The sequence below is a fragment of the Weizmannia sp. WK01 genome (assembly GCF_025905465.1).
In the GTDB taxonomy this organism is placed as follows: Bacteria; Bacillota; Bacilli; order Bacillales; family Bacillaceae_C; genus Weizmannia; species Weizmannia faecalis.
Genome location: NZ_CP109616.1, coordinates 965,458 through 986,790, shown reverse-complemented (window position 1 = coordinate 986,790; position 21,333 = coordinate 965,458). Strand labels below are relative to the sequence as shown.

At 44.8% G+C, this 21,333-nt stretch carries 19 protein-coding genes; 4 read left to right on the top strand and 15 right to left on the bottom strand.

From position 1 onward, the window contains the following. Window positions 1–161 precede the first annotated feature (161 nt). The 7 genes from OF158_RS04450 to OF158_RS04420 form a co-directional block, all read right to left on the bottom strand. On the bottom strand, window positions 162–743 hold the full coding sequence (locus OF158_RS04450) for a DNA-3-methyladenine glycosylase (RefSeq protein WP_035182234.1): 582 nt from the start codon (window positions 741–743) through the stop codon (window positions 162–164). Window positions 744–1,438: 695 nt separating this feature from the next. Then, window positions 1,439–1,762, bottom strand: a complete 324-nt coding sequence (locus OF158_RS04445; RefSeq protein WP_225620970.1) for a hypothetical protein — start codon at window positions 1,760–1,762, stop codon at window positions 1,439–1,441. A 167-nt stretch (window positions 1,763–1,929) separates the two neighbouring features. Then, window positions 1,930–3,291: an IS4 family transposase gene (locus OF158_RS04440; protein WP_043052472.1), complete on the bottom strand. Its 1,362-nt coding sequence runs from the start codon at window positions 3,289–3,291 to the stop codon at window positions 1,930–1,932. 288 nt (window positions 3,292–3,579) lie between these two features. Then, a complete protein-coding gene (locus OF158_RS04435) occupies window positions 3,580–6,000 on the bottom strand; it encodes a Lon protease family protein (protein ID WP_035182240.1) in 2,421 nt (806 codons plus the stop codon). Between the two features lie 377 nt (window positions 6,001–6,377). After that, window positions 6,378–7,238 (bottom strand): amino acid permease, encoded by an 861-nt coding sequence (locus OF158_RS04430; protein ID WP_080966409.1) that lies wholly within the window; start codon window positions 7,236–7,238, stop codon window positions 6,378–6,380. Between the two features lie 43 nt (window positions 7,239–7,281). After that, a complete protein-coding gene (locus OF158_RS04425; protein WP_043052461.1) occupies window positions 7,282–8,802 on the bottom strand; it encodes an IS5-like element ISBco3 family transposase in 1,521 nt (506 codons plus the stop codon). Between the two features lie 110 nt (window positions 8,803–8,912). Further along, complete coding sequence (locus OF158_RS04420; protein WP_080738146.1) at window positions 8,913–9,464, bottom strand: amino acid permease; 552 nt, start codon at window positions 9,462–9,464, stop codon at window positions 8,913–8,915. Between the two features lie 436 nt (window positions 9,465–9,900). On the opposite strand from OF158_RS04420, the gene OF158_RS04415 reads away from it, so the two are divergent. The 4 genes from OF158_RS04415 to OF158_RS04400 all read left to right on the top strand — a co-directional run bounded on the left by OF158_RS04415 (window position 9,901) and on the right by OF158_RS04400 (window position 13,633). Beyond that, entirely contained in the window at window positions 9,901–11,259 is a 1,359-nt protein-coding gene (locus OF158_RS04415) for an MFS transporter (protein ID WP_035182286.1), read from the top strand. Beyond that, entirely contained in the window at window positions 11,243–12,019 is a 777-nt protein-coding gene (locus tag OF158_RS04410) for a sugar phosphate isomerase/epimerase family protein (RefSeq protein ID WP_017551644.1), read from the top strand. The genes OF158_RS04415 and OF158_RS04410 overlap by 17 nt, the downstream gene beginning before the upstream one ends. Before the next feature lie 95 nt (window positions 12,020–12,114). Next, window positions 12,115–12,942, top strand: coding sequence for an HAD-IIA family hydrolase (locus OF158_RS04405; RefSeq protein ID WP_035182246.1), 828 nt, complete (start codon window positions 12,115–12,117; stop codon window positions 12,940–12,942). Further along, window positions 12,935–13,633: an MgtC/SapB family protein gene (locus OF158_RS04400; protein WP_017551642.1), complete on the top strand. Its 699-nt coding sequence runs from the start codon at window positions 12,935–12,937 to the stop codon at window positions 13,631–13,633. Before OF158_RS04405 ends, OF158_RS04400 begins: the two co-directional genes overlap by 8 nt. Before the next feature lie 40 nt (window positions 13,634–13,673). On the opposite strand, the gene OF158_RS04395 is transcribed toward OF158_RS04400, so the two are convergent. The 8 genes from OF158_RS04395 to flgK form a co-directional block, all read right to left on the bottom strand. Next, a complete protein-coding gene (locus OF158_RS04395) occupies window positions 13,674–14,237 on the bottom strand; it encodes a glycerol-3-phosphate responsive antiterminator (protein ID WP_017551641.1) in 564 nt (187 codons plus the stop codon). A gap of 442 nt (window positions 14,238–14,679) precedes the next feature. Beyond that, window positions 14,680–15,924: a flagellin N-terminal helical domain-containing protein gene (locus OF158_RS04390; RefSeq protein WP_035182248.1), complete on the bottom strand. Its 1,245-nt coding sequence runs from the start codon at window positions 15,922–15,924 to the stop codon at window positions 14,680–14,682. A gap of 285 nt (window positions 15,925–16,209) precedes the next feature. Then, window positions 16,210–17,415 (bottom strand): YecA family protein, encoded by a 1,206-nt coding sequence (locus tag OF158_RS04385; protein ID WP_052042106.1) that lies wholly within the window; start codon window positions 17,413–17,415, stop codon window positions 16,210–16,212. A 146-nt stretch (window positions 17,416–17,561) separates the two neighbouring features. Then, window positions 17,562–17,900: a type VII toxin-antitoxin system MntA family adenylyltransferase antitoxin gene (locus OF158_RS04380; protein WP_043052582.1), complete on the bottom strand. Its 339-nt coding sequence runs from the start codon at window positions 17,898–17,900 to the stop codon at window positions 17,562–17,564. Then, window positions 17,893–18,147, bottom strand: coding sequence for a carbon storage regulator CsrA (gene csrA / locus OF158_RS04375; RefSeq protein ID WP_017551637.1), 255 nt, complete (start codon window positions 18,145–18,147; stop codon window positions 17,893–17,895). Before csrA ends, OF158_RS04380 begins: the two co-directional genes overlap by 8 nt. Window positions 18,148–18,151: 4 nt before the next feature. Next, window positions 18,152–18,601, bottom strand: a complete 450-nt coding sequence (gene fliW / locus OF158_RS04370; RefSeq protein ID WP_014095887.1) for a flagellar assembly protein FliW — start codon at window positions 18,599–18,601, stop codon at window positions 18,152–18,154. A 205-nt stretch (window positions 18,602–18,806) separates the two neighbouring features. After that, window positions 18,807–19,700, bottom strand: coding sequence for a flagellar hook-associated protein FlgL (gene flgL, locus OF158_RS04365; protein ID WP_013858614.1), 894 nt, complete (start codon window positions 19,698–19,700; stop codon window positions 18,807–18,809). 14 nt (window positions 19,701–19,714) lie between these two features. Then, window positions 19,715–21,331, bottom strand: a complete 1,617-nt coding sequence (gene flgK / locus OF158_RS04360; RefSeq protein ID WP_017551636.1) for a flagellar hook-associated protein FlgK — start codon at window positions 21,329–21,331, stop codon at window positions 19,715–19,717. Window positions 21,332–21,333: the final 2 nt, after the last annotated feature.

The window sequence follows — 21,333 nt, the reverse complement described above, 5'->3', positions numbered from 1 at the left end:
CTCCATTAAAAAATAGAAAAACGGATCATTTGCTCGTTTGGATAAGCGATGATCGTAGGACCCAGGGGATGAGAAAAATCCGCTTTCATAAAATCGTTCGGCACCGGCTACATGCCGGTGTTTTTTCTCTTCGGCACTTTCTTCACGCACCACCCTACCGTTTACGCCCGCCTCGATACATAACGGTTTTCTTTTATCCAGAACCGGTACGGGTAATGTTTGGCTTCATCGGTGTTGTCGATCCCGATGCGCGGGCCGGTTTCGATTTGTTCCGGTTCGTATCCTTCCGCAATAAAGAGCGGGCGTTCGTAAAATACGCGCCCGTAGTCTTCCATTGTAATGCCGAGCGCTTTCGCCAATTTCCCCGGACCGTTTGTAAGCTGCTTTGCTTCCTTGACTTTCCGACGGGCAAACATCAGCTCCGTTCCCATAAAAGGTTCCAAGGCGCGGATCAGGATGGCTTCCGGAGTACCTTCCCGGCCGCTGACGACATTCACGAGGCAATGGGTATGCATTTGGTATGTATACACGTGACCCGGGCCATGGTACATGATTTCCGTTCTTTTCGTCCGCCGGTTTCCATAACTGTGCGCGGCCCTGTCCGATGCACCCATGTATGCTTCCGTTTCGACAATAAAACCGGCCGCCGTTCCTTCTTCCGTCTCTTTGACGAGCAGGCAACCGAGAAGGGCACGTGCCAGCTCCAACGTATCTTTTTTAAAAAAATCCGCCGGTAAAGGCATAAGCAACGGGGTTTTGCTCACATCGAATGCCTCCTTTCTATCTGGGGCGCTACTTTCCGTACAGTCATGATACCCGACAAATGGCACTTTAACTCCTTTCTCCATATCATATAGTATCCAGCCAAAAAGCATCTTCCGTGCAGTAAAGGATCTTTCATGCGCTTAAACATTTTTTCTGTTACGACAGCGGTTTCGCCGAGCACAAGCGAAAACCGGAATGAACACTCTTCCTATGCAACGAACGTTTGACATCGCGAACGCTTCGAAGGCCCCTTTCTTCCCACCCAATCGGAAGCCGGAGACAAAAACATCTTTCCATTCAGCAATGGTTCCTTCGTATTTTTAAACATACCTTGCCACGATAACGGTTACGTGCAATATGAACGGAAACCGGAATGAAAATTTTTTCCATGAAATGGCAACAATGGATATCCCGCACGCTTTTAAAAAAACCCCCACCACCGATAACGGCTACGCTGCTGCGATTGCGGAATCCGGAACCAAACGAATCTTTCCATCCAGCAATGGTTCCTTCGTTTTAAAACCTATACACCGTTCCCTTATTATAAACCGAAATGGAAAAATGTTTTCCATTCAAAGCTCCCTTTGCACATTCAAAAAATGGATCTTCCCTGCCACGATAACGGTTACGTTACAGCAGTTACCAGAGACGGGGAAAAGGCATCCATCTCAATTCAATGATAACGATTGATATCCCTTTTTCCGCTTTGTTCGAGGCGTGCGACTAATGCGGTTAAAATGTATTTCACATAAGCCAGCACGCTCGAACGGCGCTCGCGGATGATGTTAAGCTGTTGGATAAAATCGAGTATACTTTCCCTGCTCATATTGCGGACAAGCAAATCGATTGCTTGCTCGATTGTCAATTCCCGGTGCCTGTCTTTGCTTGTCTGCACTTCAATCGATTCAAACGAATGCATGAAAGAGTGGAGAATTCCTCTGATTTGATTCTCACTCAACGGAATTTTTTTTAAATCTTCACTTGATGTTTTGCTCAATTTCAAACTCAAATCCTTTCTACACGACTATGCAGATGCCGGGCTGCACGCTCTGTATCTTTTTTTGCATTGCCACAGCAGCGCCCCCCTTCCCCCTTTATGCAATACGGATTTGAAACGATTAAAAACGGGATGATGAAAATTTTTCACATTGCCTATTTTATTACTCAACTTTCGCAGACTGAAACAGGTAGGTATACCTTGATATAATTCGGCAGACCCGCAATCCATTGTTGTAGTTGACTTTTGATCAGTTGTTGAATTTTCTTATTACTTTTATCCAGAGTATCTTCAAGAATCTCGACTAACTGCTGCAATGCAACAGCCCAATCAAGGTCATCTATTTCATCACATAATTCATAAAACATGCCACCTAATGTTCTGTCATCTACACTGCAACGGTTTTGCCATGACAAGACAATATACCTTGCAAACACAATGGTCGTGTGGCTGATAAGCGCGTCATATGAACGACTCTGGAATTCCTTTTGTAGTTTTAATAGGGACTTTGTTGTTTTGAAGAAAACCTCAATATCCCAACGCATCCCGTAAATACGGATGATTTCCTGGTCACTCAGTGTACAGTCTGTACTCAAAATCGCCAACCAGTCGCTTTTCTTGTTGCGGTTGCGAACAAAGACAACTTTAATTGGCACGCCATTGGCCTGCGTTGTATGGATGGAACGCAAGATTCCTTTCTTTCCACTAGTCGGTTTAGCTAGACGATACAATTCATCTAGGCTAACACGCTTACCATCGACAAAATAGCGTTGTTTTAATTTTTTGACCATACCAATTACGTCAAGACCTTGTTCTGTAATCTCCTTGATGAGAGGTTGTTGGGTGAACCACGAATCCATTAGAACATAGGAAGCATCGATACCAGAATTCATCGCCCGGGCAATCATGCCAGGAATCTGTTCTGGTGCCGTTTGTAATGCTTCTTTTCGGCGCTTATAACCGGAGCTGCGTTTATCGATATTTTCGGATATGCCGTTGATCTGGCTCTTTTTCGAACTCAATAATGAGAAGTCAACGGGTAGGAATGTTGCGCCATCAGACCATCCTAATGTCAACATGCGGAATCCTTTGTAAAAACGCATTTTTTGAGATGCATGATCAAAGCAGCGAGCCAGAAGCTCAACGTGTTTGCTTCGGTTCCGGTCATAAGATGAATCATCTAAAATCAATACTTTCGGACGGTCATGACGTGTCAATTTCGAAACTTTTCCAATCACTGAGGCAACCAGTGAAAGGAGGAAACGACGCCAGTTGAACGTTGATTGGTTGAGAAACCGATAAACGGTATCTTTGGCTGGAATGTCTGTAGCTTTCTTACTTTCCAACATCCTGAACCAGTTTTTGTTTTCAAAGATCATACAAAAAATCAATTGAAAAATGTAGGCACAAGAAAAACCAAAGGACTTCGTAATACCGGCGATTCGCAAGTGTTTCAACATATTCAACTCTTTAAATGTTGATTTTATTTCATTTGGTAGTTGATTATTCAGGCTGTTTTTCGCTATCATAGTAGGAGACACCTCTTCTATTTGGTAGTGATTTTCGATAAATCAACTATACCAAAAGTAGAGGTGTTTTTTCATATATTAATTTTACTGTCAAGTGCTGTATCTGAGACGTAATAGACATTAGCCAGCACTGAATTTATTATGATTTTCTAGGTGCGAAAGTTGAGTTATTATTATAACCGCAAAGGAAGGAAGCATTATAGAGCGTAAAACGGAAATGATACTTTCAGACTAGTTCTTGCCGAAAAATTATAATAAAGGCGGGCTCTCTTTGCCCGCCAGATTACATTATTGTTTCGTTTCTTTTACAGATTCATACATTTTTTGAAAACGGGCTTCCACTTTTGCAAAAATGGTGCCGTCCGGGAAGCGGTCTCCTGAAGTGCGTTCTGCTCCCGCGCTTTCGCCGGTTAAAATTTCAATCCCTTCCGAAATATGGCGAACAGCCCATATGTGGAATTGGCCGGTTTTTACGGCATCCACGACTTCATCATGCAGCATCAAATTGCAAATATTTTGCTGCGGAATAATGACGCCCTGGCGCCCTGTCAGCCCGCGATCTTTGCAAATGGCGAAAAAGCCTTCTATTTTTTCATTTACACCGCCGATCGGTTGAATCTCGCCCCACTGGTTCACTGAACCGGTAACGGCAATGCCCTGTTTGATCGGTACTCCGGCAAGCGATGAAAGAAGCACATACAATTCGGTACTGGAAGCGCTGTCCCCATCAATAAGCGAATACGTCTGTTCAAATGTGATGCTTGCCGAAAGCGGGATCGGCTTGTTTTTTGCAAACATGCCGGATAAAAATCCGGTTAAAATGAGCAGCCCTTTGTTATGAATCTGTCCGCTTAAAGAGGTTTCCCGTTCAATGTTCATAATGCCGCTTTTCCCGACAAACGTTTGCGCCGTAATTTTTGTCGGAATGCCGAATGTTGCATCCCTTGTCCCCATCACAGCCAGGCCGTTAATTTGGCCCACCCGTTCACCGTCCGTATCCACCATAATCGTCCCGTTATGGATCATTTCACGGTATTGCTCGGAAATATGGTTCGTCCGGTTTGCCTGCTCTTCCAACGCTTTGCGGATATGATGGCTGTCTACAAAGGGGCTCCCTTCTTTTTTCGCCCAGTAACCCGATTCGACGAGGATTTTTGTCAGGTCCTGGAAACGCGCTGTCAGCTTTTCCTGTTCCTCGGCAAGGCGCGCACTGTGGTCAATGATTTTCGCAACAGCACGCCGGTGGAACGGGAGAAGATTTTTCCGATCCGCATAGCTTTTGATAAAATAAGCCATTTTCCTGCGGTTTTCCGCATCCCGCTTCATCACCGTGTCAAACTCGACTTTCACTTTAAACAGCTTATGGAAATCTTCATCCACCCTTGATAACAAATCGTATAAATAGTAAGACCCGATGATGATCACTTTGATATTGAGCGGGACGGGCTCAGGCTTAAGGCCGCTCGTCGGGAAAGCGCCCCTTTCGGCAAACGGGTCTTCAATCTGGATTTTCCCCGTTTGTAGCGCGCGTTTTAAAAGGGTCCATGCATACGGCTGTGAAAGCAGTTCAGCAGCCTGCAAAATCAAATAGCCCCCGTTTGCCAGATGGATTGCGCCCGGTTTGACGAGCGTAAAATTGGTTGTCCAGCTGCCGAACGCGCCGCGGTACTCGATTTTTCCGAATAAGTTTTGGTACGTCGGGTTCGTTTCATAGATGACAGGCGCACCCTGTCCGTTTTTATGGCTGACAAGGAGATTGACGGCATAGCGTTGGAGCTGCTGTTCTTTGCTGCCGGTTAACGCCTGAACGACGGCATTTCCTTCTTCCTGGTCGGTTAAAAACAGCGAAAAATGCTCGACAACATCATGGTTGTATTCTTCAAGATAGCGGAGAACTTTTGGAAAATCACGGTAAGCTTCTTTTAGCGGCTGGAACAGGCCTTCAATTGTAAAAGCAGCCGTCTCTTTATGAAAACGATCGAGATTTTTCCGGAGCTGTTCTTCAATTTTCCGGATCTGGTACACCGTTTCATTGATTTTTTCCTCAAGCTGTTTTTCCCGTTCTTTCAATTTTTCTTTGTTAGCATCGGAAAGCCGTTCGTATTCTTCTTTTTCCATCGGCCGGCCGAAAAAAAGCGGAAGGGTTTGAATGCCGGCCGGGGTCCGTTCCAATTTAAAATTCAGCCCGGACGCGAACGTTTCCGTTTCTTTCCAAAGTGCCTCAACCTGGCTTTGCGACGCGTCAATGATATTCCGCTTCTTCTTTTCCGTTTCTTCATTTGAAAAAGTGGCGCGGAGTTCCCGTTCAATATCAATCAAAAGGGTTTCCATCTTGCGTTGAAAACGGAGACCGCTTCCAGCCGGCAAATTGATGACAAGCGGCCGGTCCGGATTTTCAAAATTGTTGACATAACACCAGTCATCCGGCACAGGCTGTTCGGATGCGAGCTTTTCGACACTGTGTTGCGTATACGTCATTCTCCCCGTCCCGGACGGCCCGACGACGAATAAATTGTAACCGGACTGCTCGACAGACAAACCGAAATCCATCGCCTGTTCCGCCCGCTGTTGCCCGATCATTTCATTCGGCAGCGTTTCCAACTCATCTGTCGTTTCAAACGGAAACTCGTCCGGGTTGCATTCCGAACGTAAGGATGAGACAGGCACACGGTGTACGGATAAAACTGTTTCATATTCTTCCTGATTCATTGCAATCCCTCCCAATATAGGCAATGCTCTTCCTGTAGCATTTCGACATTTTTTTCGGAATTCCTGCAAAATGGCGGCATGTCAAAAAGTGAACATTTTTAAAACGGAATCTGTTGTGTTCATTTTTCTCCGGCATTTCACCAGGTGACAGGAAAAATCTGTTTTTTCCCAAAGCAGGAACATCCTGAAAAAGATTTTTTGGCATTCTATGGCAGCACATCCAGAGCGAAAATTTGCAGAGGGAAAACGCGCAAACATTGCGAAGAACCCGGGCATTTCGCGGCAGGAAAAACGCAGAGCAGCCGCAATCTTCCAGGACCAAATATCGAAACACGAAAAACTGCTCCGGTTCGATCCGGAGCAGTTCACTTCAGAGCTTAGTAATCTTTTACAGGCGTTTTCCTGAGTGGCGTGTTCTCCGCGCGCACTTTCGGGGCGACTACGATTTGGTAGTATACAAGCAGAAAGACGAGCCAGAGAACACCGGCGAAAACGGATATGCGGGTTAACGGTGAAATGGCAATCGCGATAAAAGCCAAAAGAAGCATGGCCAGCCCGGCAATTGGCAAAACCGGCCAGAACGGCATTTTGTAATGAAAACTTGCGCCTTTGTCTTTGGATGCGGCCCGGTTCACAAGTTCCAGCACGAGGATCAGTGCCCAGATAAAAATAGCCGAAAAGGCGGAAGCGCTTGTGATCCAAACATAGACAGTATCCGGCGCAAGATACGTCATGATGGTTCCAACCGACATGGCCACAGCAGTTGCAAACACGCCGGCGTACGGAATCCGCTGTTTGTTGAGTCTGTTGAGGGAACGCGGGAGCAATCCTTCATTCGCCATACTGTAAAGTTGCCGGCTGCCGCCGTAAACGCCGGTATTGCACGATGAGAGCCCGGAGAAAATAATGATCAGGTTCATCAGCGCCGCCGCAACCGGAATGCCGACTTGCGAGAAAAGAAGAACATACGGGCTGCCGTCATGCCCCGCAAGTTGCGTCCACGGATACGCGCACAACATGATCAAAATGGATCCGATATAGAAAAAGGAAATCCGGTATGTAACACTTCTGAATGCTTTCGGCATCGACTGGCGCGGGTTGTCCGATTCGCCTGCTTCCACGGCGAGCGTTTCAATGCCGGCGTATCCCTGAATCACAATCGCAACCGCCTGGAAAACGCCGAACCACCCGGCCGGGAAAAACCCGCCGTGCGCCCAAAGATTCGAAAAGCCAACGATTTTTCCACCATTAAATAGGGCTTGCTGAACGAATCAGATTCTGTCAGATACAAGCCAAATTACGGTTATTAAAATATAAAATAGTGTTGTACAAAAATTTCAAAAAAAGAACCCTGAGCTTCCGCTCCAGATTCATTATAAGGAATTGAAGGGCTACTACTGTTTCACTGGTCTCCTGAAGGCGTGCTCGAATAAGGCCTAGCCCATACTTGCGCTTGCCTTCGCCAAATTTGCTTTCAACGGCATTACGTTCGGAGGCATCCTGCCTTGCCACGCGTTCTAAGGTTTTGTCTTCCGTTTTGGATGGGCGTCCCAACCTTGGCCCACTCAGACGAATGCCAAGAGATTTACAGTATGCTAGGTTGTCACGGTTTCGGTAGATTTTATCTGCTAAAATCGCTTCTGGATAAAATCCGAACCGGTTGTAGTAGTTCTCAATAGATTCTCTAAGGGTGATCCCTTCATTGTAATTTTCCCAGTCGAGTTGCTCAATCAAGGCATAGCCATCTACAACGCTAATGGCGACTTTTGAGCCGAATTCCACGTTCGCTTTTGCCTTGCCACGCACAATTGGACGGACATGCGGCTGGGAAATGCTCACAATCCGGTGGTCAATCCGATGTGTTTTCTTTTTGTACATTTCTGCCTGTTGGCGGTAAAGTTCATGAATCACGAGGAGTTGTCGGTATTCATCTTTGCTCAAAAGAGACAGGGAGCTTTGGGAAATGAGATTTCCAATGATCTCCAGATTCCGTTTCACATATCCAAGTTGTTTGCCGACAGCTTTCCGGATTTTCCGGGCTCCAGCTTTGCGTTGCTTAGCGACAGAAAGATAGTCCCTGCGGGCTCTTTTTCTGTAGGTCCGTGGCTTTGGTAATTTTCCTTTGTGCGGTTCATGCAGTACATCAATGATATGTTCCAGTTTCTCACGGGCTTCGTTCAAAAGCCCCAGATCAGTAGGGTAAGCAATATCAGCCGGTGCACAGGTTGCGTCCAGAATGAGCTTTCCTTTGTTCTTCGTTTTAGGAGAAGCCGATCCAGTTGAATTCTCTTCCGAAGCAGGACCGGAAGGTTGATGATCACCACTACTATGATCGTCATCATCATGGTGATCATCATCGTTGTCATTTTCCTTAGATGCTTCTTCCGATTGGCGTTCTTGTTCTTCCAGAACAATCCATTCATTCAGTTCATTGATGATGTTTGCACCCAAACGTTTTCTAAAACGAGTCATCAGAGAATGATCGAATGGGGCTTTTTCCTGGAATTCAGGCAACCCGATAAAATACTGAAGATACGGGTTTTCCGTGATCTGTTCGACTGTTTCCCGGTCAGATAGCCCAAGCCGTTCTTTGATATAGAGAGCCCCAAGAGCAACTCTGACAGAATAAGCCTTTTCACCTTTGAACTTTTTCTTGAAGGACTTGGCATACTTTTCTTCAGCCTTCCACCAAGGGATTAATTCAGCAAGACGGACCCAGCGATTTTCTTTATTTAATTTTCCACCGAATGGTAGAAAAAAATCTTCTACAAAAGTTAATTGATGTTCAGTCTTTTTGTACATCGTAACGGCCTCCAAGTGCAAGGTTTTTTACACGTTTCCTATAAAATCCTTACACTTTATATTCGACAAAAGTGGCCAAAATCCTTGTCAAATCTGGAATTTTTGTTTATTCAGCAAGCCCTAAATAAACCGGTAAAAATCATCAGCGCGCCGAAAACCATAAAGGCGAGAATCGCAAAGACTTTTAAAATCGCAAACACAAACTCAATCTCGCCAAAAATTTTTACAGCCAGTAAATTAGAAACTGTGAATAAAATGAGTGCCAAAAATCCTGGAATCCAGGCCGGAAAATGCGGAAACCAGAACTGGACCAGCTTTCCGATCGCGGCAAGCTCCGACATCACAGTCGCCACCCATAAAAACCACCACATGCCGCCTGAAACAAAGCCCATCCGCTCGCCGAACAAATCATGCGCATACTTGCTGAATGATCCGGCCACCGGTTTTTCAACCGTCATTTCCCCGAGCGCCCGCATGACAATGGCGACAACCAGGCCGGCCGCAATATACGCCGCCAAAACGCCCGGTCCCGCCATTTTCACTGCCTGCGAAGCGCCGTAAAACAGACCGACGCCGATGACGCCCCCTAATGCCAAAAACTGAATATGCCGGTTTTTCAGCGACCGGCTTAAATGATTGCCCTGTTTTCTGTCATTCTCCATCCTTCCAACTCCATTCGCTTTTTTGTCTGCATACCCTTTGCCCAACCGTTTAAACAAAACCGGCGGATGTTTCAGCTTCCGATCCTCGGGGTATACTAACGACAAAAAGGAAGTGAAACCATGTCCGATAAACAGTTGAAGAACGAAGAAGAAAATGAAAAGAAGAAAACGAAGAAGCTGGCTGACAAAACACTGACGGACGGGACAATGGACAGGAAGGAAAAGAAGGAGGAGTAAAATCTGAACTGATAAAAAATTTTGTTTTTTTGTATTGACAGCCTAGCCTAAATCTTGTATAAATAATTTAACAACAAAAAACGTATAATCTCTATGGCTGGAGACGATGAGAAGCCATAGCCAAAAACATGACAAATGTTTTTTTGGCTATGGCTTTTATTTTTCGGCAGGATTATACGGAAAAGAAAGGGAGAGAAAAATGATTTTTGAGCATTTAGACTCGCCACAGTTAAAGCGCTTCCAAAGGAAAGTCACACTTTTGTCTGCCGGCGGTACTTTTTTGGATGGCTTTGATTTAACGGTAATTGCTGTTGCCATGCCGCTGATCCTTGATCACTGGGAATTCGGGCCGGGCATGCAGGGACTGATTACTTCCTCAGCTGTCATTGGCTCTTTTATCGGAGCAATCTGGCTGGGGAATTTAACAGATAAGTATGGACGGAAAGCCATGTACGTGGTTGATTTGTTGGCATTTGTCGTTTTTGCGACACTTACGGCGTTTGCCCTGGCACCTTGGCAACTGGCCCTCTTCAGATTTTTACTTGGCATAGGGATCGGGGCAGACTATCCGATTTCCGCTACGCTTGTATCCGAATTCAGTGCGACGCAAAGCCGGGGAAGGCACAGTACATCACTCGGCGCCATGTGGTTTGTCGGAGCGGTTGTTGCCTATCTGGTTGGCATACTGCTTGTCCCGCTCGGCGAAAATGCGTGGCGTTACATGTTACTTACTGGCGCCATTTTTGCTCTCATTGTCTTCTTTTTCCGTGTAACGCTTCCGGAATCACCACGATGGCTTACTGCAAGGGGGCGTGAAAAAGAAGCAGAAGAAATTATGCTGAAAATTACCGGACAGAAAGTCAAAATTCAGCCAAATATGAAGCCAAAACAAAAGATTAGCAGCCTTTTCACGAAAGGACTTTTCCGTCGCACTTTCTTTGTTTGCGGATTCTGGTTTTGCTATGCCGTTGCCTATTACGGAATTTCCATGTATACACCGACCATTCTAAAACCATTTACTCACGGATCGCAAATGATGGTATATATTGGTTCCGGAACGGTTAGTTTGTTGGGCTTAATCGGAGCAATTATCGGGATGAATTTGGTTGAAAGAATTGGCAGAAGGCCGTTGATCATTACTTCTTTTACCGGCTTATCCATTGCATTAATCATTTTAGCACTGAACCCTTCTCCGACAATGGCTTTTCTTGTCATCTTATTCAGTTTTGCCGTACTATTTGCCAACATGGGTGGCGGCATTCTTAATTTTGTATATCCAACTGAGTTATTTCCAACCGGCATTCGTGCAAGCGCTTCCGGATTGGCAACTGCCGTCAGCCGGATTGGTTCAATCATGGGCATTTTGGTATTCCCAAACCTTGTTGTGGCATGGGGTAACAGCAAAGCCCTCTGGTTTTTTGCCGCCGCCGGATTGCTGGGACTTCTTATCTCGGCTATTTTAGCACCGGAAACAAAAGGGAAAAACCTCGAACTTATTAATCAGGAATTTGATGAAAAAAATGCTGAAGCAGGAGGTAAAAATGGAAACTTGGCTTAGTATATGGTCAATCGGGCAGGAGAGCACGCTGGATGATTTTAAAATACTTCAAAAGGCCGGCTTTGACGGCGTTGAAATTTGGGCAGAGCATTTACGGGCAAAAGAAACCTTTGAATATGCCCGGCAAACTGGCTTAAGAACGAGCATTCATCTTCCATTCCATGATTTGAACATTGCCACGCCGGACACGATTATCTATGAAAGGGCGTTTCATGTATTAAATGAATGGATGGATATTTTAGCGGGATACGGAGGCAGCCATGCCGTTTTGCACGGTGGCTATGCCTGGTCCTCTGAAGAACGTGATGAAACGCTGTGTCGTGTTCAAAGCCGGCTCATGAAATTAAATGAAGCGGCACAAAAGCGGGGGATCGTGTTGTTGCTTGAAAATCTAATCCCTGACCGGTTAAATTACTGCCACCATGTTGCTTCTAGCTTAGAAGAATGGACCGGCCTGCTTCAAGCCTGTAATTTGAAGGCATGCCTGGACACGGGACACCTGGCGATCATGGGAAATGAACTGGAAGAGACTGTAAAACAGCTTGGTGAATTGTTGGGAGAGATACATGTATCAGAAAATGACGGAAAAGCGGATTTGCATTTGCTGCCGGGGGAAGGGAACCATTATACAGAAAAACTGATTGATATTTTGACAAAGTATCAGTTTACAGGGCCGGTTGTATTCGAAATTAATCCTTATCAATATACTCTAAAAAATATAGCAGATAATATGGCAAAGTTTAGAGAAAAGCAAAAATAACACGGGCAGAGACTTTAGAAACCCCCAGCTGGTAGTAAACCTTTTTCAAGGTTTATTAAACTGGGGGATTTTTCTTTTACTGGGAGGGAAAGCAATTGAAAAAGGGATTTATTTTTGATTTGGACGGAACCATTTATCTCGACAATCAATTAATAAAAGGGAGTGCGGAAACGATTGACTTCTTGCAGAATCGGGGACACCATGTTGTTTTTTTTACCAATAAATCTATTGCCACCAGAACTGATTACGTAAAAAAATTGAACCATTTGGGGATCCGTACCTCACTTGAAGACATTATCAATTCAAACTATGTGACTGCAAGATTTTTAAAGCAAAAAATGAATCCATCAGAGCTTGCCTATGTGATCGGAGAAAAAGCTTTGTATGATGAATTAGAAAAAGAAGGAATTTTAATTACAGAAGATGCTAATCTCGCAAACTATATTGTGCTGGGGTGGGATCGCCAGTTTACTTATGAAAAACTGAAGCAGGCATATATGGCATGGCGAAACAATCATGCTTTGATCATTGCCACCAATCCTGACCGTACATGCCCTACTGCAGAAGGACCGGTTCCGGATTGTGGTGCATTAATTGGAGCATTTGAAGGCGTGAGCGGCATCAAGATTGACCATATTATGGGAAAGCCCTCGAGGTTTGCTGCAGATCTTATTGTCAACCATATATTAAAGCTGAAGCCGGAACAATGCTATATTGTCGGTGACCGCCTCGAAACTGACATTCATATGGGAAATGTGTATGGCTTACATACCATTTTGGTTTTAACAGGGATCAGCACGCAACAAACGATCAAAACAACAGGGATACAACCGGAGTACATTCTTGAAAGTGTAAAAGAAATTATGCAAATGTCCGAGATTATGGACTGTAAAGCAGAAAGACGAGGTGCTTTGCATGATTGAATTTTTTCAGTTTGACAGCGAAATGCTCCTAAAACTCGTCATGTCTTCCATACTTGGATTGGCAATCGGGCTTGAACGGGAAATAAAAAGAAAACCACTCGGATTAAAAACAAGTCTTGTGATTTCAATTGTCAGCTGTTTATTGACGATTGTTTCCATCCAGTCTGCTTATTCGTTTCCGCAATCCGATTTTGTCCGTATTCAAATGGATCCTTTAAGGCTCGCTGCCCAGATTGTTTCCGGAATCGGATTTCTTGGGGCAGGCGTAATATTACGAAAAGAAGATGATACCATTTCCGGTTTAACAACGGCTGCCATGGTTTGGGGGGCAGCCGGTATTGGAATTGCCACCGGTTCAGGCTTTTATATGGAAGCAATTGCAGGGGGCGTACTGCTCATCATTAGCGTGGAGATCATTCCGGGATTGATGAAAAAAATTGGTTTTGAAAAGCTGTACGCAAAAGAGATTTCTCTCAATCTTATCTTACAGGACAGCCGTGATATCCAAAAAGTCATTCGCTCCTTAGAAAAACAAGATATGAAAATCATCCAAACCCATATTAAAGATCTGGAACATGCAGCATACCAGCTTGAGTTAAAAATAAAAGTCAGAGAAAAAACGAGCATTGCTTATATTTATAGTGAAATCATTCAAATGAATGAAATCAAGCGGTCGGAAATCAGCGGATAAAAAAAGAAACGGCACAAAAGGCCGTTTCTTTTTTATCAAATTAAATATCAAAATTCCAAAGTGAAGGATCCCCTGTTGAAATCGCCAGTGCACCTGCCTCTAATCCTTGCAAAATATCCTCTTTTGATTCAATTAAACCACCGGCAATAATTGGAAATTTTACCTTTCTTGTCAGCTGGTCGATAATGTTTGGCATCAGACCGGGAAGTACTTCAATGGCATCAGGACTACAGGTTTTACTCGTGTCAATTCCCTTCTGGACAGCGGATTTATCAATGAGAAAGATGCGCTGAATGGTCATTAGTTTTTCATCTTTTGCATATTTAATTAAAGAATGTTTGGTGGTGATAATTCCGGTTGGCTTCCATTTTTGAGCGACAAATTTGACAGCACTCCTTGCATTGGATAACCCTTCAATAAAGTCCATATGTATAAAAATATGCTTTCCGGCCTTTCTTAACTGTTCGAGATAATCTGACGTATTCAGCAAATCCCCTGTTAAGAGAAATACAATATTAGCACGGCTCAAAGCTGCTTTTTCAATATCTTCTTCTTTCTTCACTGAAGCAATGACCTGCGATTGAACAAGATCAACAATATTCAAAATAATTACCCCCTTTTTATAACCATGCTATATGTACTTATTCCTTTAACCTTGCTGGAATTCCTTCATAAAAAACTCTCCTTCAGCCGTCAATAGAAAGAATTGGCAAATACTTCTTACCCCGATTGTGTTCATGGTTTAACGATTTGGGGTGATTTCCATTCGTTATTTTAGCAAATGGCAAAGTGTCTTTTTCCCGTAGCCATTAAAAAAAGGAAAGCATATTTGCCCCAATGCTTTCCTCTTATTTCTATTTTTTCTTCTGGACTGTACTTATCTTTTATACGTGAGATCTTTACCGGTGTAAACAGGTTTTTTCACTTCAATCCAGCAGATGCCGGAAAAACGCCATACGCTTATCAAGAAGTATCATGAAGGGAATCAAATATACACAAAAATATAAAGGAGACCCCGGAAAAGGCCTCCTTTGTGAAATATAAAATTAACGCAACAATTGCAATACTTGCTGTGGTTGTTGATTGGCTTGAGCCAGCATAGCTTGAGCAGCCTGGGCAAGGATCGATTGCTTTGTTTGTTCAGACATTTCTTTCGCCATGTCAACGTCACGAATACGCGATTCAGCAGAAGTCAGGTTTTCTGACGAAGTTGTCAGGTTGTTGACTGTATGGTCTAAACGGTTTTCAAAAGCACCAAGTTTGCCTCTTTCAGCCGATACTTTTTGAATAGCATTGTCAATGACTTTAATCGCTGCATTTGCCTGTGTCTGCGTCGACACTTGCAATCCGCTGACACCTAAGGCTTGGGCACGCATATCATTGATGTCTACTTGTAAATTTTGTCCTCCGTTTGCCCCAATTAAGAAAGTTGCGGAACCGTCGGAACGGACATCTGCTGCTGCTTGCGTTTCTTTAAAAGAAGAAAGGGCGTTGGTTGCAGCTGTTCTGACATTCCCATTTTGGTCTTGGACGGTAATCGTGATGCCTTCAATCGCATCAGCCGTTCCTGCTGCAGCAGCTTCCAATTTCAGAGAACCGTCTGTGTTAGCAGTAAGTGTTCCCCCTAAATTTGTCCCAATATCTGACAATTTAGTATCAGCTGCCACAGTTACACTATTTGTTGTTGTCGTTCCATTTTTGACATAAGTGACAGTGACTTTGTCCCCAGCCGTAATGCCTAGTGAATTGCCGTCCTTATCTGTAAGGTCGGTAAGCAAAGTATCTGTTGTTGCAGCCGCATTCCCATTTCCTTTATCCTTAAAAATGCCGCTTGTATTTTCATTTGCCACAGCAGTCGTAACAGCTTTACCCATTGAACCGTCTAACAGATTTTTTGTGTTGAACTGGGTTGTATTGCCAATCCGGTCAATTTCGCTTTCCAACTGTGACATTTCACTTTGAATGTTTTGCCGGTCATCATCCGTATTTGTATCGTTAGAAGATTGTACCGCTAATTCCCGCATACGTTGTAAAATATCATGCGTTTCATTCAGTGCGCCTTCAGCCGTTTGGAGCAAGGAAGTGGCATCCTGGGAATTTTTTGTTGCCTGGTCGAGGCCACGAATTTGCGAACGCATTTTTTCGGAAATGGCAAGGCCTGCTGCATCATCAGCAGCACCGTTGATACGAAGCCCCGAAGACAGTTTTTGCATTGCTTTCGATTGTGCGTTTGTCGCAGCATTTAAGTGGTTCAACGTGTTTAACGCTGCAATGTTGTGATTGATAATCATCTGTTTTTCCTCCTTGAATGTTGTGCACCCACATCCTTGTGGGCGAAATTATCAACGGGGTTCGAGGTCGGCCGCCCTGTTCCCCCGCTCACTTTATATATCGGATAGCAGGACTTTTGATTTAATAGTTTTGCTGAATTTTTTTCTTTTCTTTCCTGTGGAGGTGGTGTGGGGGACTGGGGGGGGGGGAGAGCTGTTGTATTGTGGTTATCCGGTGTTTGCAGTAACAGGCACCAAAACAGCATAATTTCTTTTACTGTTTTGGTGCCTGTTACTGGTTATACCCTACCTCCCACAGCACTTCTTATATTTCTTCCCACTGCCACAGGGACATGGATCGTTTCGGCCGATTTTTCTGGTTGTTACAGGTTTGTTGTTTTCTTTTTTCAACGGGAGGGGATGCAGCGCCTCTTTTTCCTCCTTAAATATTTCGCTTGGCATATAGCCCTTTAAAATCCATTGTCTTGTATGATTATTTAATTGAATTAAAATGTTCATCATCGCTTCTGCAGTTTTGAAGTCGGCGATTTCAACCTGGGTTTGCATGAATTCAAGAAGATTGTTTGTTGATTCGCCCACTTTGATGGCAAAGATACATTCCATGATGATTTGGTCGGTTTCTTTACGGGTAATCCGATAATTGTCAAGAAGGAAGCGCCTGAATGATTTGGTGATTTTATTTTCCGAAACATAGTCAGGTGCGCCTGCTTGGAGTAACTGTGCTTTCGTAAAAGGATAGTAATCCAGGTCTTTTCTGCTGTCCTGCTCTTCTTTAATTTTAAAAGGATCAAATACACGTTGATGTATCAGGCCCTGATATTCCAAGCAAACCACTTTATAAAAATCGTCAGCCTGCCTCATCACGTTGAAAAACTCGATTGGACGAACCGGCTTTTTTGTATATTGTTCGATTTTTTCCAGCATGGTTTGGGAATTCAACACACCATAATAATACAGCATGCCTTGTGTGAGGCGAATCCATTCGGTGTTCCTTTTTAGAATGGATCTCACTTTCATGTCACCTTCTAGTGAAGACAGCGGCTCGATTAAATCTGCCGGCAGAGCGAGTACTTTTTCTCCCTTGTACGTCCCCGTGAAGATAAACCCAAGTGATTGTAAAAACTTGATTTGATAGGTTTCCATGGCAGGAGCAAATATAAAGCCCCCATTGTGGATCATGTTTTGAATCAAGCGAAATAAATGCTCATCTAATTGGCAGAGAATGATTTTCATGAGTATCGGAATATGTTCTTCTAGTACAGCCGTTAAATCCGCTTTTTTTAAGCTGCTTGCATTGCGGATGTTCAACCGTTTTCTGATTTCGTGTAACTCATCTTTTGTATATCGCAAAAGCCCGGCATGCAATGAGAAAGGAAGGGAAATCTCAGACCAAATTTTTTTTGCTTCCTTCTCCCTCATTTTTTCCGTCTCATCATGAATGGTTTCTAATGCTTGCAATAATATTTGTTCATCCGTACGATTATGTTTCAAAGTCGTCACCTCTATCATAACTGTATTATAAATCGATCCCGGGATCAAACACCAAGTGAAAAAGGACTGGCACCGCGTTAAGAATTTAAAAGTGGTGTCAGTCCTTTTTTGAGATGTCTGTAAAAAATGGAATGATGTGATGAAGTTTATGGACTTTCTATAAAATTGTCTTTTTCCATCTCATTCGGGATATCGTCATCCTGATACAAAAGCTTGCCATTTTTTAAGATTTCACTTTTCAATTGTTGAGAGGCATCTTCAAACTTAATGATGTCTAAGGAAAGTAAAGTATCCAGCTCGTCTTCCAAGTCCAAAGCAAACAATACCCATTCTTCTTTTGACATTTCCGGCGCCACAATGGCTAAATCAATATCAGACCGGTCTGTGTTATCTCCGACCGCTCTCGAGCCGAAAAGGATAATTTTCTTTACCTTTTCTGTTGAAAGGCCGATTTGAACGAGCTGGTTTTGAATTTTTTTATCCATCATTCTTCTTCTCGCTCCCACTGTCTTTCTTGGATTGGGCAAGCAGGTGGAGCAGGCCTTCGATATTTTTTGCGGCGTTCGCGTTTTCTTCCTGTATGTCCAAGTACACTTCTTTCCGGTGAATTTCAACATGTTTTGGGGCGTTGATGCCGATTTTGACCTGGTCGCCATGGATCGCGGCGATAGTGATTTCAATGTCATCGCCGATTTGGATCGACTCGCCTTTTTTCCGCGATAAAATCAGCATCTTCTCACCCCTTTTCCTTGTCCGGCCCGTCCGCAAAGAGCGGGTGCCTTGTGTGGTAATGCCGGTCGTTTAAAATCAGTTGTTTCGCCTTATGATTCTTTTCGTTCATAATGAGCGGGGCCTGCAAATTGGCTGTTGTTTCCGAAAACGGATCACGGACCGTCAAAATGGCATAAACCCGCACATCTTCCTCTTTTTCAATCGACAGCTGTTCAAGCGTGGCATCATCAATGTTAAATTCATAATCTCGGAAAAACAAAAACGGGCTTGTGACGACAAAAGCGACATAGGGTGACGCCGTTGACTGGAGGACCATGTAAATGCCGTCGTCCAAAAGCGGCAGCAAAACAAAGGATTTCTCATCCGGAAATCCCGGAATCCCGCCTTCAAAATGCCATATAGCTGCATCCTCTATTTCCACTTCACCGTGGTATTTTGTTTGAAGCTTCATCATGTTTAGTGAGGGGTCCCCGACTTTTGCTGCCGGGGAAAACCGCCTTCTCTCCTTTCGATGGGCATATTCTTTTGCGTTTTCTAAACCTTTGGGGGGGCATGCATGTTTCTGCTGCTAACCGGCGTTCCGCTCCTGCCCCGCCCGGTTCAAAAACATTCAGATAAAAAAACGGCACCACCTGGCAAAGCAGGGTGGTGTCCCCGTATTATTTCAAAAAGTCGAGCAATGTCGGCTGGATCACTTGTGCGCCGACTTTTAACGCAGCAATATAGGCGCCGGATGCAACGGAAAAGTCCGTGTACGCCTTATCGATATCCACATCTTCGTTTCCGGCCATGATCTTCGTTGCCGTTGTTTCCTGCTGGGTGACGCGGTCTTTCATCAAATCAAGGCGGTTGCTCCGCGCCCCGGCCTGCGACAGTTCGCTCAGCACATTGTCAATATGGCCGTCAATTTTGCCCAAATAGCTGTCAAAGCCGCTTGCCGATGTGCCGGATTTTAAATCGCTGATTAAATGGTTCAGGTCTTTAAACAGATCATCAGAAAAAGCATTTGCTCCGTTCGCATTGACTTGCAGATAAATGCCATTTGACAGTTCGATTTTTACCGGATTGGTGTTCATGCCGAGGCTGGTTGAGCCGTCAAACGTGCTGATATCGCCACTGATCGGCTTCTCCGTCGTCCGGGTGCCGTTAAAAATATATTTGTCATTGACTTTCGTATTGGCAATATTGACAAGCTGATCGCGAAGTTGTTCCACTTCATCGGCGATCGACTGCCTGTCAGTCGGAGTCTTCGTGTCCGTTGCCCCTTCCACTGTCAGTTCCCGGATCCGCTGCAACACCTGATTGGCTTCATCAAGAGCGTCATTTGTCGATTCAATCCAAGTGCTGGCTTCCGCGAAGTTGTCTTCGTATTGCTTCACCTGGGCGACGGTTCTCCGGTAGGAAATGCCTTTCATCGCGGACAGCGGGTCATCCGAAAGTTTGTTGATCTTTTTGCCGGAAGACAGCTGTTCCTGGTATTTCGCGAGTTTACTATAGCTTGTGTTTAAATTGTTTAAGAAATTATTGGCGAGCATCGATTGGGTTACACGCATCGTTTTTCACCTGCCTATCTGCCTACAACACCCATGCCGTTGATGATTTTATCGAGCATTTCGTCTGTCATAGTAATCATCCTTGCTGCAGCATTATAGGCTTGTTGGTATTTGATCATATTGGTTAATTCCTCATCAACCGATACCGAGCTGACGGACTTCCGGTTCATATCCACCGAATCCAAAAGGGAAGCGGTATTTGTCTGCATATTGCCTGCCTGTTCGGCATCAACCCCGAGCTTTCCAATGAGGCCTTCGTAATTGCTGGTGATGGTGCCGGATGCAAGCGGCAGACCGAGTGCCGCAATGTTAAGCCTGCCACTGATCCCTTCAAGCTGCACGGATTGGCTGCTTAAATCAAAGGTAACCACATTTGCAAGATTAATGGCATTCAGCCCGTCGCCGGAATCGCCATTTGAAGAGGCGGCGATTTTGTCGTATGTAAGGCTGCTGTTGACGGCAATTTGACCCGCGGCCCCTTTGTAGTCCGTTAAGGTACCGAACGTAAAAAAGGCAGTCCCGGCATTCCCTTTAAGGTCTGTCCCTTTTTCGTGGACAGCATTTAATACGTTTCCGAATGTGTAGGCGAGTTTGTCCAGGCTGTCGAGCAAACTCGGATAAGCCCCTGCTTCCACTGTGCCGTTTGCGCCGGCATACTGATAACCGTAGCTGTCAATCAGTCCCAACAGTTTGCCTTGCGGGAACGTGACCTTGCCGGTTGTATCCGCGACAGCAAAATTTTTCCCGCCGATTGTGATGCCGGTCATTTCCCCGTTTGCCGGTGGGCCGTCGAGGATACCGTCGCCGTTGCTGTCGGTTCCCCCTTGTACTTCAACTGCATTGTAATTTGAACCTTGGACAAGGTATACGCTTGTGCCATCCGCAGCGGTCATTTTAATGTTGTAAATGCCGTCCGCGTTTGCTTTTGGATTTCCCCCGCTTTTTTGTACTTCGACGGTGACGTTCAAATAACTGGACAACTTATCGACAAGGCTGTCCCTTTTGTCATACAAGTCGTTTGGCAAATAACCGTTCGGCTCAAGTTCAGCGATCTGTTTATTTAAGTCACTGATTTGCTTTAAAGTGGAATTGATATCGTTGACCGATACGCTGATTTCGCTGCCGACATCCGTTTTGTACTGGGAAAGCGTGCTGTTTAAATAGTGGAATGTATCCGTCAGCGTCTGCCCGCGTTCCAAAACAACCGAGCGAGCAGATACGTCTTCTGGATTCGTGCTTAAGTCCTGAAGGGATTCCCAGAACGCTTCCATTGTGTTGGACAAACTGCTTTTCGTTCCCGTTTCATCCATGACGGCTTCCATTTTGCTTAATGCACCAGATTTGGCTGACCAGTAACCCGCTGCACTGTTGTTTTCCCGGTATTGGACATCGAGATACTTGTCGCGGATCCGCTGCACTTCGCCCGCTTCCACCCCTGTCCCGAGCTGTCCGGCGATGGCCGGGCGGTTCATCGAAGCAGCGGGGTACGGATCTGACGCCTGCAAGTTTACCCGCTGCCTTGTGTAGCCATCGGTATTGGCATTGGCCACGTTCTGCCCGACGGTGTACAGGGCATTCTGTTGGGCCGTCAAAGCCCGTTTTGCTGTTTCTAATCCAAAGAAAGTGGACACCT